Below are 15925 nucleotides of genomic sequence, written 5' to 3'. Positions count from 1 at the left end.
GTCATTTCGGTCCGCCAAGAACGTCTTGGCCGGCATTGAACTGATGCACATGATCCGCAAAAACCAGCTCAATCTCAAAGGCAGCGACGCACTGTCTTTTGCCGAGCAATTTTATGCGCTCGCAAGAGAAATCCGTTCCGCATAAGAGGCCGCCACGCCCTTGCGCCTAAAATTTTCTTTTCGCCGCTAATGCGACAATACCGTATTGTTAATGTGGATGAGTATTTTCCGGCGCGCACCCAGACTGTCGAGGAGCTCTATCATGCCGCCGGAACCCGCTTGAGGAAGGTGGCCCATATCGGCCGCCGTCTTTGTGGACAGGCCAAGTCTGATCATCTCGTCATCGTGCCAGAATGTACCGTCTACAAGTACCGTATCGGCCGCTTTCATCACCGACGCCACATGTGGGTCGATACGACCAAGGCCTGGCGCATAGAAGGCCGACCTCCCGGTATGGGAATTACGGATCAGCAAGCCAATATTGTCGCCAGGCGAAGGCGACATTCGGTTTGTCGAGTATGGGGGGGCCTTGCTGCTGAGCGGGATTGGAATGAATTCCGCGCCGTCGAGCTGCGCCAGCATGAATGGCTTTCCGTCTCGTGGCGTTGCCGCGTCATTCATCTCTATCGGCTGCCATTGCAGGTCGCAATAGTGGGACAGCACTCGCGTCAATGCCAAGCCTTCGGTTAGATCTTTCCATACCGACGCGGTGCAATGAATGGATAACTGCCGTCCTTCGCGCAGCATCAACAAGCCTGTCACATGATCAATCTGTGCATCCATCAGGGCGACGGCGACGATGCCGGTGTCACGAGGAGATCGTCCCGGCTGCAAAGAAGACGATCCGCCGATCTGCGCGAGAATGTCCGGCGATGCATTCACAAGCAGCCAGTCAACGTCATTGACCGTGACCGCAATCGATGATTGGGTGCGTGCGCGGGCATGGATGCGTCCATGGCGTACGCCGTCACAGTTGCGGCAATTGCAATTCCATTGCGGGAAGCCGCCTCCGGCTGCTGAACCAAGTACCCGAATTTTCATAGTGTTTTCCACGATGGGAGGCGCGATGGGAGGCGCGCCTCACCAGGCCCTGGCTAAACGATCAGCGGTTGGAAATATACATCGTGATCTCGAAACCGAAACGCAGATCGGTGAAATCGGGCTTAGACCATTGCATGAGGATCTCCTTGATTAAATGTAGGTGGTACGGTTTTTGATCGCTTATCTGCTTCAAACCTCAATACGTGAAATAGTCATGCGATCAATTCACCTCAACGCAACATCCATGCCAAAGTGCGTGGACCTTCCATTGGCCGAAGGCTTCCTTGATGTCGGCGACGGTCACTCTCTCTACGTTGCCCAGTACGGGAAAATGGACGCGCCTGCTGTGGTGGTACTGCATGGAGGACCGGGCAGCGGATGCCATCCGTCCATGCTGGAATGGTTCGATCCAGACTGCTGGCGCATCATCCTGGTGGACCAGCGCGGAGCCGGCCGGAGCACCGCTACCCAGCCTTTGTTCCGCAACACCACAGCAGAACTGATGAACGATCTCGAACGGCTGCGCGCGACCTTGGTCATTAAACGATGGGCCATCGTCGGTGGCTCGTGGGGCGCTTGCCTCGCCTTGCTCTATGCGGGCCAGGTGCCGGGTGCCATCTCGCATCTAATACTGCGTGGCGCTTTTCTTGCTGCCGACGCAGACAGACGCTGGTTCTTCCAGGGGTTGAAACCACTGGTTCCAGAGGCGTGGGCCCGACTGACCGTCGGCTGGTCCACTATGCAACAAGGCGAGGTGTTCCAGACTTTGGCAGCGTTGCTACAAAATGGAACAACTGAAGAGCAAGAGGACGCCGCCTTGCGTTGGGGACGATATGAGGAAGACGTGATGCATGCGATGCGCGGTACCCAGGCCAGGAGCGAGAAGCCGCCGCTATCAAAGTGGTTGTCAAAATACCAGCTGCAGGCCCATTATCTATCGAAGCAATGTTTCACAAACACGATGGAACTTGCCGGTGCGGCCGAGCGTGCGTCAGATATTCCGACAACCATCATTCACGGCACACACGACTGGATCTGCCAGCCGCACAACGCGACGCGGATCAAGCGCTGGATGCCTCATGCAGAGTTGGTCTGGGTGGCGCGTGGCACTCACACTGCATCCGATCCTCTGATCCGCAATGCACTGCGCAAGGCCATAAATTCATGTGTTGAATCCGCAGTGCTAGTGAACTGACTGAATTCGCTCCCGTATCGGTCGGAGAGCAGCTAGCCTCGTGATACCAGCCAAGACCGTTAGTTCATCCGGGACTGCCACTGGGAGCTGAGGTCACTTCGGTGTCTATGGAAGAGAAGGCAAGCCCGCTTACTGGTAAAGGTATTGCTGCTAATTGATAACGATGTTCCGCCACATCGCAACGCGGCGACGCACGAGGTATGCCGTTTTGGTCCTGGAAAGGTGCAGTTTGAAGTTTCGTCTTTTTTCAACTCTTTATCCCTTTATCGCTGAACCGAAATGCTTAAAAATCTTAAGGTCGGCCCGCGTCTGTCTCTAGCATTCTGCCTGTCGTCGCTGCTCGTGGCAGCTGTAGTCGTATTTTCCCTGATCCGCATAAGCACCATCGCCGACGCCGTTGAATTGCAGAACAAGGTTCGGACCGAGAAGCTGGAACCCTTGTACGCGGCGCGCGAAGCCTTGGCCCAGACCGGGCTCTCAGCTTGTAATGCGCTTGCGATTTCCGACAGCGCCGAAGCGGCACGGGAACTCGACAAGATGGATGTCTACAAGGCGGTCTATCTGGAACAGCTGAACAAGCTTGCTCCGCAGTTCCAGGCCAGCAAGGATTTCGATAAAGTCAGCGAGGGGTTGCTGATGATGCCCGCACAACTAAACAAGGTGCGCTTGCTGCGCGGTGAAGCAACCAACGAAACGCTCGCCGCCTTCGTCGCCGCTGAATGCTGTCCGCTGCACAACCGCATCGTTGAAGACATGGAGGGGTTGCTGAAATCGGTGCAGGAGGAGATGAATGCGGCCAGCGCCTCCGCCAAGGAAATCATCGAATCTTCCATGTCCCTCGTCATCGCGATCGGTGCTGTCCTGCTGCTTGCGGCCGCCGGTCTCGGTATCGTGATTATGTTTTCGATCACCAGACCGCTGACACAAGCCGTCAGCTTCGCTGAAGCCGTTGCCTCCGGCGATCTGACCAGCCGCATCGAAGCGGTCTCCGGCGATGAGATCGGACAGCAGGGCGCTTCACTGAAGGAGACCGCCTTGTCGATTGAGGAGCTGATTTTTGCCGTTAGACAGAATGCCGACAATGCGCGCCATGCCAATCAGCTTGCCGTATCTGCGTCAAACGTTGCAGCCAAGGGCCGCGAAGTCGTGTCGCAGGTGATTGAGACTATGGAATCCATTACTGAATCATCGCGCAAGACCGTCGACATCATCAGCATGATCGACGGCATCGCCTTCCAGATCAACATTCTTGCATTGAATGCGGCCGTCGAAGCCGCCCGTGCCGGCGACAAGGGGCGTGGATTTGCGGTGGTAGCCTCGGAAGTGCGCAGGCTTGCGCACATCTCGGCCCACGCGGCCGGGGACATCAAGCAGCTCATCAACGATTCGATGGACAAGATCGACGCCGGCAATCGCCTGGTTACGGAGGCCGGCAGTAAAATGGAACAGGTTGTGACAAGCGTGCAGTGCGTGACCGGCATCATGACGCAAATCATGATGGCTTCCGAACAGCAGAGATCAGGCATCGAGCAGGTCAGCCATGCCATGGGTCAGATGGACGGTGCCACCACGCGGCAGAACGCCGCATTAGTTGAATAAGCGGCGGGCCTATCGCAGTCCATGCTGCAGCAGGCCGGCTGCGCAGATTACTTTGCCATGTTCTCTACGCAATTCATCTCGATCTCGCCGCGTTCGGTGAAGCTGAAAGCGCTCTCGCCGACGTAGAAAAATGATTCCTTGAGATCTACAGAGTCGTTTTAATGTAGACCAGTCCGGTTTCATCGACTTCATCCCTGTCGGTTTATTCATCTTCCCATGCACCACCGATCTTTTCGACGGCAGATATCAGCGCGGTACAACTGTTCAAAAAATTCACAATTGCTAGAACGAGTGTTCCAGTTTCTTATAGCTGGGACCACAGCGCGGCGCTGTTAGACAAATGTTCTTAAGTACTTGATGCACATCGTATTTTTTCGATGACGCGCCGGTTGAAACTCGATATTTCGAGCGTGGCATGGATATTGCCGAATAGGCCTCGCCGAAAGAGTCGGCTTAGTTAAAATCCAATCTTAGGGGAGAAAATGAACAAGCAAGTTATTGCCGGAGCCATCATGGCACTCGTGTCAGCAGGGGCCACTGCACAGATTTCGATCTACGGCACAGTCGACACATCGTTGGTCGGACTCAACAGGTTTAATCCTGCTGGACAAAGCAACAAGCTGGTAGCCAGCTCTGTGTGGCTGCCGAGCGTGTTTGGTTTCCGCGGCGCGGAAGATCTGGGTGGCGGACTGCAGGCAAATTTCAATCTTGAAAGTGATCTGAATACCGACACGGGTTCGTACGCCGGCGGACCGAACAGCTTGTTTCGCCGTGCAGCTACCGTTGGCCTGTCCGGCGAATTCGGTAGCTTCAAGTTCGGGCGTCAGCTGGACCACCTGTTCCTCCAGTCCTTCCTGAACAACATCCGTCTTTCCCACTCTGGATCGGCGGCTGTGGTCGGTGGCCTGGCTTACGGACTGGCGAATGCAAACACCAGCAGCGACGCTAATATTTTCCGAAGCAACGTCTTGCAGTATCAGTCCCCTTCAATGATGGGGCTCACCGTCACGGGTCAGTACAGCCTGGGTGAAACGGCTGGCGATTCTCGCGCAAATAGCGCCGGCACGATTGGCGTCAATTATGCTGGCTTCTCTGGCCTCGATCTGAACGCGGTATATCAGCAAAGTCGCAACGCAACTGGCGTAACAGTGAGCCGCAACTATCTTGTCGGCGGCAAGTACTCATTGGGTGCTGCAACAATTGCCACTTCGTTCACGCACTATGAAAACCCGAGCCTAGTCGGCGCCCCTGTAGATGCTAACGCAATTGAAATCGGTGGCGCCTACGCCATAACGCCTGCAACGTCCGCAGCAGTGAACTATGTGCGTTTCGACGACGATGTCGCCGATGTCAAGCCACATGTGGTCTCAGTCAGCCTGAAATACAACTTCTCCAAACGCACCAGCGTGTGGGGGCTGGTTGTGCAAACCGACGGCAAGGGACGGGTTCCCCTTTCGAATCTGTATGGGGCGACGGTCAGCGGCGCGAGCTTCGCCGGCAAGTCTACCGGCACGGCAATCGGTATTACACACCAGTTCTGAACGCGCGAATCGTCGGCGCCTCCGGAAGATGCCGACCAATCAATGTGCTTCGGCAGCCGCATTGGCCGTACCACAACTTGTCTCCTCTAATCCCCTCCAAGGATTAGCTTTTTCCCGCAGCTGAAAACGCTGCGGGCTTTTTTATGCGCGTGACGTAACAATCGTCATGTTCGAAGCGCCTAGTGGTGAGCAGACCTTAAAAGTGCATCAAGATCGAACGCTTCGTCATGTCGTTGCGATCGTGCTCGCGACGGTTCTGTGAGACACCAGTTATCTATTTGATCACTCACCAGCTTTTGCGGACGCGGTTTTTAAAAGGTTGGAAGTATTCTTATCGCTATGGTTAACATCGATCCCAGCGTCACGTACACCTCCGTCTTGCATAATGAATTAGAGCGTACACAGGGTGCGATTCATCGTTCGCAGTTAAATGTGAAGCAAGTGGCAGGCCGAATCACGGCAATGAGAAATGCCGAGTTGCCACGCAAGCCGATTGATGGATCGTTCGTCGACTCGATCTTGGAATTGAGAATCAAGGGCGACACTTATATGAAAATTGCTTGGAAGCTGAACCGTGCCGGCATTGGATCGCCGACCGGGGGACGATGGTATGGTGCCTCGCTCCATAGCTATATGCGTAAAAGATGCTGCGAATTGCTCTGCGATTGGCCTAGACGCGCATCGTGACCGTATGAACGCTTTTCCCATGCGGAACTGCCGGGAAATGCTGTGAGGCAACGCTAAACAAGTTAACAACGGGCTCGTAAGCGTTGAATTTTCTGTTGCTGCTGATTCGAACGAATGATTTTGAAACAGGTAAGCCGGCGAGGTCGCATGCAATGATGCATCGGTGTATTTTCACGCCCATTACGAGCGCAAGGGCTTGGCACATGCGATTGGCTTCTGGTTAATAAGGCGGTGGGCGCAAGCCCGTGCTGGACACGTCGGGCAATGGTCAACTACACTTTTGCCAAACAAGAAATGGTTTGGCACGCCGCGCGCATGATGAGGCGCTAAGTGTTTTACAGGAGACCGAAATGCAAGATCGGCAACGCGAGCATATTGCGACCGTAATGCAGGTTGCGGACGATGGAATGGCTTCGTTTCGTGGCCGCCACCATGATGAAGTCATACGCAGTTCTTGGTTACGCTGCGTGCATGAACACCGTCTCGATCCCGCTCGCATGCAGGAAGCCGTGATCCTGCCGGGCGAACGTGTCAAGGAGCGCCAGGATCAGCTGGAGGATTTTCTGCAGATTGCACGGCATGGACTCGAATCTCTGTACCAGCAGGTGGCCGGCCTCGGGTACGTCGTGCTGCTGACTGATGCGCACGGCGTAACAGTAGACTTTCTCGGCGACATTCAGGTCGACCGTCATCTGCGGCGTGCGGGGCTCTATCTGGGCGCTGACTGGAGCGAGCGGAACGCGGGCACCTGCGGCGTCGGTACCTGCATCACCACGGGTGAGGCGCTGACGGTGCATCAGGACGACCATTTCGATGCAACGCACATACCGCTCACCTGTACCACCGCGCCGATATTCGATACGCAAGGCAGGCTGAGCGCCGTGCTCGACATATCCGCGCTGACGTCCCCGCAAGCCAAGGACAGCCAACATCTGGCCTTGCAGATGGTAAAGATGTATGCGCATCAGATTGAAACCGCCAGCTTTCTACAGCGCTATCGGCGGGAGTGGGTACTGCGCCTGTCCGCCGCGCCGCAATTCCTCGACGTCAATCCGGAATTCCTGTTGGCCATCGATGCCGGCGGCCGTATCATCGGGCACAACCGGCGGGCGCAGATGTTGTTTGAAGCCGGCGGCGAACCGTTGATCGGACGAGGCTTTGAAAATCTCTTCGATATTTCTCTCACTGAACTCGGCCGCTTCATTCGCACACAGCCGGTCGACCAGCGTGCAATCAAGGTGGCCGGCAGCATGCGTCTGCTGTTTCTTCTGGCGTCGCCGCCGCTGATGCCGCTGACCCGGTCTTCCGGGGCAGCAATGCGCAACCAGCCTCAAGCCGTGCCGGCGCCGCTGGCTGCCTTGTCCGGCGGCGACCCGCATCTGGACCGGCAGATCGCACGCGTCGCGCGTCTTGTGAACTCGCCAGTGAGCTTGCTGATCAACGGCGAGACAGGCACGGGCAAGGAATATTTCGCAAAGGCGATCCACCAAAGTAGCGAACGCCGCAATTGCCCGTTCATTGCGGTTAACTGCGCCGCCATTCCGGAGTCTCTGATTGAAAGCGAACTGTTCGGTTACCTGCCGGGAAGCTTCTCAGGGGCGTCGCCGCGCGGCAAGCGCGGTCTGATTGCCGAAGCCGACGGTGGCACGCTTTTCCTCGATGAGATCGGGGACATGCCGAGGCCTTTGCAAGCTCGCCTGCTGCGCGTGCTGGCCGAGAAGGAAGTCTTGCCGATTGGCGGGACTCGGCCTGTATCGGTCAACATCCGTGTCATCGCCGCGACACACTGCAATCTGGAAGCGCTGGTACGCGGAGGTCGTTTCCGCGACGACTTGTACTATCGCCTCAACGGCGCGAATATCGTCCTGCCGGCATTGCGCGAGCGGCGGGATTTTGGGCACATGGTCCGCTACATGCTGTGTCAGCACGTGAGGCAGCATGGCCTTCCGACGCCGCCTGACCTGGCGCCAGCTACTCTGGCTTTGCTGAGCATGCATCAATGGCCGGGCAATCTGCGTGAACTGCGCAATGTTATTGAATATGCCGCCGCTGTCTGTTCGGACGGCTGGATACAGCCGGAGGACTTGCCAGACCAGTTCCATGGAGACGATGTGGGCGCGCCTGCACTGCCGTGCCTGGCGCATGCGGTAAATGCATCAGCCACGCCGCCTGAAGCGGCGCTCCTGTTGCAGCAGTTGCGTGCCTGTGGCTGGAACGTCTCCGCCGCGGCCATGCAGATGGGAGTCGCACGCATGACTTTGTACCGGCGCATGAAGCGCCTGGGCATCGCAACGCCTAACAAGCTCGACCGGAACTGAACCCTAAGCTGTTGTCACACCGAAGCGTTACAGGTGTCACACATGACGCCGTGACAGCTGTCGCGTGCTACACCCAGCAGACGGCATGCTACTTAGTCGCGCTTCACGAATTCCTTATTTAAATCAATGACTTGACTTGCCTCGGCGTCCGTGCATCGATATGGCATGCAGCTTGCCATCTTCCTGCTTGCCGGCCAGATCAATTCTGTCCTGTCCGGCCAACATCAATTCGGAGAGAGACACTATGGAAAATACCCCCACGCTGCAGGTGAGCAATTGGCTGGAAGATTTTGGCGCAGCGCTTAAACGACATGACGTTGAAGCCGTCGCCACTTTGTTTAACGAAGATGCCTACTGGCGCGACCTGGTAAGCTTTACCTGGAATATCAAGACCGCAGAGGGCAGGGAAGGGATCAAAGACATGCTCAGCGCTACGCTGGCGCATGCCGCCCCATCGAACTGGAAACTGGAAGAAGAGGCAACGGAAGCGGATGGCATTGTCGAAGCTTGGCTTACCTTCGATACCGCGGTCGCACGCGGGCGCGGCCATCTCCGTCTCAGAAACGGACGCGCCTGGATCTTGCTCACTACCATGGTCGAGCTCAAAGGGCATGAAGAGAAGAAGGGTGTGAACCGGATCAAGGGCGCGGAACACGGCGCGCAGCGCGGCCGCCAATCCTGGCTAGAAAAGCGGCGGCAGGAAGAGGCGGAACTTGGCTATGACAAGCAACCTTATTGCGTGATCATAGGAGGCGGTCAGGGCGGCATCGGCTTGGGCGCGCGGCTGAAGCGGCTAGGCGTCCCGACCCTCATCATTGAACGCAACGAGCGCGCCGGCGATTCTTGGCGCAACCGCTACAAGTCGCTCTGTCTGCATGATCCCGTCTGGTACGACCACATGCCTTACCTGCCGTTTCCTGACGACTGGCCAGTGTTCGCGCCAAAGGATAAGGTTGGCGACTGGCTCGAGATGTACACCAAGGTCATGGAACTCAATTACTGGAACAAAACCGAGGCACTCAATGCACGCTTCGATGAGCGGAAAAAGGAATGGGAAGTCACTGTCAACCGGGACGGCCAGCAAGTCGTGCTGAGGCCCAAGCAGCTAGTGTTCGCATTAGGGGTCTCCGGTTTCCCCAACGTTCCGAAGATCGAAGGAATGGACAAGTTCAAGGGCGTGCAGCATCATTCGAGCAAGCACCCGGGCGGGGAAGCCTTCAAGGGCAAAAAAGCGGTCGTGCTTGGTTCCAATAACTCGGCGCACGACATCTGCGCCGATCTTTGGGAGAACGGCGCAGACGTTACGATGATCCAGCGTTCGTCAACCCATATCGCGCCATCCGAATCGTTGATGGAACTGGCGCTCGGGCCACTTTATTCGGAGGAGGCTCTGGCCAAGGGAGTCACCACGGACAAGGCCGACCTGATCTTCGCATCGGTGCCTTACCGCATCATGCCTTCCTTCCATATTCCCGTGTACGAGGAAATGAAGCGACGCAACGCGGATTTCTACCGTCGCCTGGAAGAAGCCGGTTTTATGCTGGACTTCGGCGATGACGGCTCAGGCCTGTTCATGAAATATCTGCGCCGCGGTTCCGGCTATTACATCGATGTGGGGGCTTCCGAACTCATTGCCAATAGCAGCATCAAGCTTAAGAGCGGCGTCAACATCGCGCGTATCAAGGAGCATTCTGTCGAACTGACCGACGGTACTGAATTGCCCGCGGACCTCCTGGTCTATGCGACCGGTTACGGCTCGATGAACGGTTGGGTCGCCAAGCTGGTGTCGCAGGAGGTGGCGGACAAGGTCGGCAAGTGCTGGGGGCTGGGTTCCGATACGACGAAAGACCCCGGTCCTTGGGAGGGCGAACTGCGCAACATGTGGAAACCGACCGCCCAGGAACAAATGTGGTTCCACGGGGGTAACCTCCATCAGTCACGCCATTATTCACGATATCTTGCGTTGCAATTGAAGGCGCGGATGGAAGGTATGTCCACACCAGTCTATGGCCAGGGGAAAGTCCATCACCTCCGGTGAGCCGTTGGTCTTGCTGCTACCGCTAGGCGGTAGCAGCGATCAATCATGCCGTTCAAGTCATCTGGTTCAGATAAGTGAACTTAAGAACAACTCTCGTTAGCATACACTTCGGCTTCAGATCCTACTGCCGCTTTGATCTAACATAAAAAGTACACCGACCTGGACCATGTCGGGGTGGTGGAGCAGACTCTGAACAGTCGAAGTGATAATGTCAAGAAATCAGGTGTCGAATAAAATTCGATACTACTGCGAGCCAGTATTGAATATTCATTGCCAATGCCGGAAATGGATATGACTTTATTCGGCGACTGGGTCAGGAATGCCATATGCGGCTAGAAATGCATAAAAGATTCTCCCTTCCAGCGTAGCTTTTTGCGGCGGTAAACAGCATGGTATGGTGAGAGTTTAGGGGAACTCTTCACCATACCTTCCCCGCTACGTTTGTCCAAATTCTCTACCAGTTAATCCGATGACGTGCCTCTGTCTCTTGATGACGGTCGTCGTCTGAAGAATGGAGATACTTGCTTGTTGTCGCTATCGACTCATGTCCTAAAGTGTCCCGCACGTAGCAAAGATCGATCGCACCGTTTGCCATATGTGACCCGGCAGTGTGCCGCATCCAGTGAGTCGATGCTGCTTTCACCCGCGCAGCAGTTCCTTTGTACGAGGGGCCATAAGCTTCCAGGCGAAGGGCGGTGCTCTGAAACACGCGCTTGACGATGCTGTGGACCGCTCCACGCGTCATGGGTCGTTGTTGTCCCCCGATGGGTAGCAGTAGTGGCGTGGTCTCGGCGTTGATCGGTAAAGGCGGCAGTCCTCTATCTCCTCGGTACCTCGAAAGCTCGGCCAATAACTCCGTCGTGGCTGGGATGAGGCGGGTCTTGTCGCCTTTGCCAACAACTTCCAGCCACCAACGCTTCTGGCCATGCCGGTCAGGACGACAGAAGAAGTCCCCCATGGTGTTATTGACGACTTCCGATATCCGCAGCCCACATAAGTAAAGCAGGGTAAAAAGCCATCGGTTGCGGAAATAATGCTCGCACTCACGCTTGCTTTCCTTTGGCATAGCCTCGATCGTTTGCTTGACCTCATTCCATAGATCCTTTTCCAGGTAGCGGGTCATCCTTGGTGGCGTCTTGAATCGTCGTCTCCGAGACAGAGACAGGGGATTCCCAGCGAGGTAGCCTGCATTGACCAGCCAGGAGAACATCGTGTTGAGGATGGTCATCGTCTGCCGCTGACTGGGTGAGGAAAGGGGACCGGCAAACGGGCGCCACTCGGCATGAGAACGAGCGAATCTACGCCCACCTCGCATTACCCAACGCTCTGCCGGCTGCGGATCAGCCAGGAAGTACTGGTAGGCGAGCAGGTCTTCGTGGGTCAGCGATGACAATGGCTTCTCAAGTTGGAGCGTCGACCACAGCAGCAGGCGTTCGGCCTCCTTGCGGTAGTTGGCAAAAGTGGTTTTCGTATCCACATAGCGTGTCAGCCATGCCTTGATGGCATCGATATCATTGTTTGCTGCGATGAGGCGCCGGTTTCCGGTTGCCCGGTTTGTGCCTCGGGAGCCATCGAATCCCGGAGGTATGAATAAAGAAGTGATATGGGGAGTAGGGGTGAAGATTTCAGACTTTGCTATGGATTGGGACATTGAGGACGAAGCGGAGGACCGCGTAATGAAAATCGGCCATTGTAAAAAAGCTACGAATACGGCCGTCATCGTCACTGCGGGTACTAACCCGCACGTTCGCAGGTGGTGTTTCGCTTTTGAAATATATGCGCCTCCGCTAGTCCAAAAAGACGGTAATTATTGACATTTACCGACGGTATGAAACAATGGTGCGATGAATACAACAAAAGCTGCCATGCTGAAGGCCCTGACTGCGACGCGCCCTACGTTTCGGGCTATTGAAGCAGTTCAGGCCGGTACGCCGCGCACTACACTCACACGGCTGGTGCGCGATGGGGAACTCACACGTCTTGGCCGCGGTGTCTACGCATGGGTAGATCGCGCCTCCACGGAATATGACAGCCTGATTGAGGTAAGCGTTAGGACGCCACAAGCGGTCTTTTGCCTGCTCACTGCTCTGCGATTCCACCATCTGACGACCCAGTCGCCCACTGAGATATGGCTTGCTTTGCCCAACAAAGCTCGCATTCCTAAGATCGACTACCCGCCCATTCATATGGTTCGGTATTCCGGGATGTCACTTACTGACGGTGTGGAAGAGCATCAGATTCAGGGGCAACCCATCCGCGTCTATTGCGTAGCAAAAACGGTCGCCGATTGCTTCAAGTTTCGCAACAAGATTGGGGTTGATATCGCTATCGAAGCACTGCGAGAAGCCTGGCAGCAGCAGAAGGTAACGATGGCCGAGCTTTACCACTACGGGAAGATCTGTCGGGTGGAGAAAATTATGCGACCTTACCTGGAGTTCCTTGCTTGAACATGCAAAAACATGGGGCACAGTCTGTCCTGGCTCGTCTGAAAAACAAAGCGAAGGAGGAAGGCATCGAGTACCAGCAGGTACTCACAAGATATGGTTTGGAGCGCATGTTGTATCGCCTGTCCCAGTCGCGTCATGTTGATTCCTTTCTGCTCAAGGGAGCCATGCTGTTCAATCTCTGGTTCGACATGCCGCATCGTCCCACCAGAGACGTAGATCTATTGGGCTTTAGCAGTCATGGTCTGGAAGCGTTGGTCATAATCTTTAGAGAGGTATGCGAGATTGACGCAGACGATGGCATTGTTTTTGATGCAAAGACCGTGAAGTCGGCAGAGATCCGCAAGGAATCGAATTACGAGGGTGTACGTGTGACCTTTTTAGGCCTGATTGACAACGTACGCTGCCCTATCCAGATTGATATTGGCTATGGCGACGCAGTGATCCCGGAGGCAGAGCAGGTAGAGTACCCAGTATTGTTGAATGACATGCCGAAGCCGGCATTGCGGGCATACCCTCGCTATACGGTTGTGGCTGAAAAGACCGAAGCGGTGATCAAGCTAGCGATGGCCAATACGCGCTTGAAGAATTTCTTTGATTTGTGGATATTGAGTACTTACGCAGACTTCGACGGCACAACGATGCAACGGGCATTGGCGACGACACTTACACGTCGAAAGACTGCTGTCGATTCTGACCCGGTGGGACTTTCAGACGCTTTTGCCGGTGATCTGGCCAAGCAAACGCAGTGGAATGCTTTCGTTCGCAAAAACAAATTGAATGCGCCAGATCTACCATTCGTAGTGGCGACATTGCGGCAATTTTTACTGCCAGTTTTGAACGCGTGCTCCAAAGGCGAGGAATTCAACCAGCGATGGCTAGCGAAAGGGCCGTGGTGTCATTAAGTTAGGCTGGAAGGGCACAACTACTCAAAGTGTCCATTCCCATAATCCGCAAGCCCATAATGATTTCTGGTTCCGGCAAGCAGCTGAGCGCTAATGTCACAAATTAACCTAGTCGTGCCCGACTATATTTACCGTCCCTTTGTAAGCGCAATCGCAATCGCATCGTCGCCAGCGGGATAACGCAGCGTTCCTGCAGAATCATTCGCTGCGCGCCAGATTGCTTCGGCAACGGCTATTTCAGTGGTCACAGCGGTCGGATTGCCGAGGGCCGCGAAAACTGATTGCGCATATGGTGCATAGGGTTCAGGAATCAGTCCTTGCATTCGTTCTGCGCCATTCGTGCCAAAGCGTGTAGTGGGACCATATCCTGGCTCGACCAATTTAATGCCAATGTCAAATTCTGCAAGCTCTAGCGCCAGCGACTCAGTAAAGCCCTCGACCGCTGTCTTACTTGCCGTGTATGCTGCCACAAGAGGAAATGGCACCAATGTGGCAGTCGAGGTAACGTTGATCACCAGTCCTGACCTCCGTTTTCTGAATTGAGGCAAGACTGCCTGGGTCATTGCCATCGTGCCAAACGTATTGGTTTCAAAAATTTCTCGCACGGTTGCCATCGGCGTCGCTTCGAACGCTCCGAATAATCCGATACCAGCATTGTTTACCAGAACGTCGATCGGCCCAGCCAGTCTTAACGCCTGGTCAATGGACTCTGGCAAGGTCACGTCTAGCGGCAGGACCTGCAGCCGCCCCGTAGGGGCCAGAACTGCTGCATTGGGCGTCCGCATTGTGGCGATGACGTTCCAACCTTTGGTATGAAAAAGGCGGGCGGTTTCCAAGCCGTAGCCGGATGAACAGCCGGTGATCAGGATAGTTTTCATTGCAATGTTCTCTGTGTGGTGGGCATGAAGTAACTTTACAGACGAAGGATTGGACTGGCTATAATCGATAGTCCACATCTCATTCGCGAGAGTCCAGTTATGGTTGACCCCCTAGCAGAGATAATCGGGCTACTGAAGCCGCGCGCCGTATTTTCCAAAGTAATCAGCGGTGCCGGGTCGTGGGCCGTTCGCTATTCGGCATTTGGAGAGCCGAGCTTCTGCACTATGCTCGACGGTGAATGTATTCTTGCCGTCGATGGGCAGGAACCGGTCGCACTGATGGCAGGTGATTTTGTTTTATTGCCCGCGACTCCTGGATTCACTCTGTCTAGCTCTATCACAGCATTACCGGTTTTCAAGGATCCCGCGTCAGCGGAGGTACGCGATGACGAGGTTCGGCACGGTAGAGCAGACGGGCCTCCTGAAGCGCGTATGCTCGGCGGCTATTTCGCCTTTGATTCGCCAGACGCAAAATTACTGGTGTCGCTGCTTCCTACGCTTTTACATTTACGGGGAGTCGAGAGACTTACAGTTTTAGTGCAACTGGTGCGGGGCGAGTCGATTGAACAGCGGCCAGGCCGTGATCTCGTTCTTGGCAGACTTGTTGAGGTATTACTCATAGAAGCTCTCCGCTTGACCTCAGGCAATGAAGCGTCTCCTGGGTTGCTCCGCGGGTTGGCTGACCCGCGGCTGCGGATCGCGCTTCGGTACATGCATAGCGACCCTGCTGTTGCATGGACGGTGAAAGAACTAGCACACAAGGCAGCACTGTCGCGATCAGCATTTTTTGAAAGATTCTCGCGCGAAGTCGGTTTAGCACCGATGGAGTATCTTCATGCTTGGCGTATGGCGCTCGCCAAGAATCTGCTCCGGCAAAATAAAGTCAGTCTCAATGACATTGCAGCTAAAGTCGGGTATGGGTCTGCAAGTAGTTTCAGTACTGCATTCAGTCGACACGTAGGGGTCGCCCCAAGTGCGTATCTATGTGAAATCAGTCAACAGCAATAAACTTTTTGACGAGCTTGGTGGATGCAAAAACTATAACATCCGCAATATGGCCAATAGTGCCGTCCAAAACTTAGGACGTCATGGTCCCGTAGCTGGACTTTAACCGGTCGTGATGCGTAACAGAGCTATCCCTCAGGCGCGGTCCTGAAACGGTGATTATTGAACTATTAATAACTGCTTCCTGTTCAGATCCGGTCGCAGATGTCGTACTCTGCATTGCCGCAAGGCTCCCGCCATTGATCTTCGCGATGGCAAAAGGGCTATGGCGAGA

Annotated in this window: 12 protein-coding genes and 1 pseudogene; 9 read left to right on the top strand and 4 right to left on the bottom strand. The window is 55.1% G+C overall.

Annotation, left to right across the window (positions count from 1 at the left end; all coding sequences use genetic code 11):
• Positions 1-145, top strand: a pseudogene (locus ACFQUU_RS26715) (IS6 family transposase); the annotation flags it as partial.
• Positions 146-186: 41 nt separating this feature from the next.
• On the opposite strand, the gene pqqB reads toward ACFQUU_RS26715, so the two are convergent.
• Together pqqB and pqqA are read right to left on the bottom strand one after the other, a co-directional pair.
• The gene (gene pqqB / locus ACFQUU_RS26710) at positions 187-1041 is read right to left on the bottom strand and encodes a pyrroloquinoline quinone biosynthesis protein PqqB (RefSeq protein ID WP_382251273.1); all 855 of its coding nucleotides are present in this window, start codon (positions 1039-1041) and stop codon (positions 187-189) included.
• A 61-nt stretch (positions 1042-1102) separates the two neighbouring features.
• Positions 1103-1177 (bottom strand): pyrroloquinoline quinone precursor peptide PqqA, encoded by a 75-nt coding sequence (gene pqqA / locus ACFQUU_RS26705; protein ID WP_382251277.1) that lies wholly within the window; start codon positions 1175-1177, stop codon positions 1103-1105.
• Between the two features lie 108 nt (positions 1178-1285).
• On the opposite strand from pqqA, the gene ACFQUU_RS26700 reads away from it, so the two are divergent.
• From ACFQUU_RS26700 to ACFQUU_RS26680, 5 genes are all read left to right on the top strand, one after another.
• Positions 1286-2236, top strand: coding sequence for an alpha/beta fold hydrolase (locus tag ACFQUU_RS26700; protein WP_382251272.1), 951 nt, complete (start codon positions 1286-1288; stop codon positions 2234-2236).
• 279 nt (positions 2237-2515) lie between these two features.
• A complete protein-coding gene (locus tag ACFQUU_RS26695; protein ID WP_382251270.1) occupies positions 2516-3835 on the top strand; it encodes a methyl-accepting chemotaxis protein in 1320 nt (439 codons plus the stop codon).
• 482 nt (positions 3836-4317) lie between these two features.
• Positions 4318-5376 (top strand): porin, encoded by a 1059-nt coding sequence (locus ACFQUU_RS26690; protein ID WP_382251269.1) that lies wholly within the window; start codon positions 4318-4320, stop codon positions 5374-5376.
• Positions 5377-6413: 1037 nt separating this feature from the next.
• Positions 6414-8381: a sigma-54-dependent Fis family transcriptional regulator gene (locus ACFQUU_RS26685; RefSeq protein WP_382251267.1), complete on the top strand. Its 1968-nt coding sequence runs from the start codon at positions 6414-6416 to the stop codon at positions 8379-8381.
• 244 nt (positions 8382-8625) lie between these two features.
• Positions 8626-10419: an NAD(P)/FAD-dependent oxidoreductase gene (locus ACFQUU_RS26680; protein WP_382251266.1), complete on the top strand. Its 1794-nt coding sequence runs from the start codon at positions 8626-8628 to the stop codon at positions 10417-10419.
• Positions 10420-10873: 454 nt separating this feature from the next.
• Here ACFQUU_RS26680 and ACFQUU_RS26675 read toward each other — a convergent pair whose 3' ends face one another.
• Positions 10874-12139: a tyrosine-type recombinase/integrase gene (locus tag ACFQUU_RS26675; RefSeq protein ID WP_382251263.1), complete on the bottom strand. Its 1266-nt coding sequence runs from the start codon at positions 12137-12139 to the stop codon at positions 10874-10876.
• A gap of 124 nt (positions 12140-12263) precedes the next feature.
• On the opposite strand from ACFQUU_RS26675, the gene ACFQUU_RS26670 reads away from it, so the two are divergent.
• Positions 12264-12866: a type IV toxin-antitoxin system AbiEi family antitoxin domain-containing protein gene (locus ACFQUU_RS26670; protein ID WP_382251262.1), complete on the top strand. Its 603-nt coding sequence runs from the start codon at positions 12264-12266 to the stop codon at positions 12864-12866.
• A gap of 2 nt (positions 12867-12868) precedes the next feature.
• The gene (locus ACFQUU_RS26665) at positions 12869-13768 is read left to right on the top strand and encodes a nucleotidyl transferase AbiEii/AbiGii toxin family protein (RefSeq protein WP_382251275.1); all 900 of its coding nucleotides are present in this window, start codon (positions 12869-12871) and stop codon (positions 13766-13768) included.
• A 128-nt stretch (positions 13769-13896) separates the two neighbouring features.
• Here ACFQUU_RS26665 and ACFQUU_RS26660 read toward each other — a convergent pair whose 3' ends face one another.
• The gene (locus ACFQUU_RS26660) at positions 13897-14646 is read right to left on the bottom strand and encodes an SDR family oxidoreductase (protein ID WP_382251260.1); all 750 of its coding nucleotides are present in this window, start codon (positions 14644-14646) and stop codon (positions 13897-13899) included.
• Between the two features lie 99 nt (positions 14647-14745).
• Here ACFQUU_RS26660 and ACFQUU_RS26655 point away from each other — a divergent pair, with 99 nt between their 5' ends.
• Positions 14746-15654, top strand: a complete 909-nt coding sequence (locus ACFQUU_RS26655; protein ID WP_382251257.1) for an AraC family transcriptional regulator — start codon at positions 14746-14748, stop codon at positions 15652-15654.
• Positions 15655-15925 lie beyond the last annotated feature (271 nt).

The sequence above is a fragment of the Herbaspirillum sp. GCM10030257 genome, assembly GCF_042666555.1.
Lineage (GTDB): Bacteria > Pseudomonadota > Gammaproteobacteria > Burkholderiales > Burkholderiaceae_D > Noviherbaspirillum.
This window is presented reverse-complemented; position numbering and strand designations above follow the sequence as displayed.

What these genes read in the sequence shown, in the direction of transcription:
- pqqB (WP_382251273.1), bottom strand. Translation starts at nt 1,041, where the DNA reads ATGAAAATTCGGGTACTTGGTTCAGCAGCCGGAGGCGGCTTCCCGCAA.
- ACFQUU_RS26700 (WP_382251272.1), top strand. Translation starts at nt 1,286, where the DNA reads ATGCCAAAGTGCGTGGACCTTCCATTGGCCGAAGGCTTCCTTGATGTC.
- ACFQUU_RS26695 (WP_382251270.1), top strand. Translation starts at nt 2,516, where the DNA reads ATGCTTAAAAATCTTAAGGTCGGCCCGCGTCTGTCTCTAGCATTCTGC.
- ACFQUU_RS26690 (WP_382251269.1), top strand. Translation starts at nt 4,318, where the DNA reads ATGAACAAGCAAGTTATTGCCGGAGCCATCATGGCACTCGTGTCAGCA.
- ACFQUU_RS26685 (WP_382251267.1), top strand. Translation starts at nt 6,414, where the DNA reads ATGCAAGATCGGCAACGCGAGCATATTGCGACCGTAATGCAGGTTGCG.
- ACFQUU_RS26680 (WP_382251266.1), top strand. Translation starts at nt 8,626, where the DNA reads ATGGAAAATACCCCCACGCTGCAGGTGAGCAATTGGCTGGAAGATTTT.
- ACFQUU_RS26675 (WP_382251263.1), bottom strand. Translation starts at nt 12,139, where the DNA reads ATGACGGCCGTATTCGTAGCTTTTTTACAATGGCCGATTTTCATTACG.
- ACFQUU_RS26670 (WP_382251262.1), top strand. Translation starts at nt 12,264, where the DNA reads ATGAATACAACAAAAGCTGCCATGCTGAAGGCCCTGACTGCGACGCGC.
- ACFQUU_RS26665 (WP_382251275.1), top strand. Translation starts at nt 12,869, where the DNA reads ATGCAAAAACATGGGGCACAGTCTGTCCTGGCTCGTCTGAAAAACAAA.
- ACFQUU_RS26660 (WP_382251260.1), bottom strand. Translation starts at nt 14,646, where the DNA reads ATGAAAACTATCCTGATCACCGGCTGTTCATCCGGCTACGGCTTGGAA.
- ACFQUU_RS26655 (WP_382251257.1), top strand. Translation starts at nt 14,746, where the DNA reads ATGGTTGACCCCCTAGCAGAGATAATCGGGCTACTGAAGCCGCGCGCC.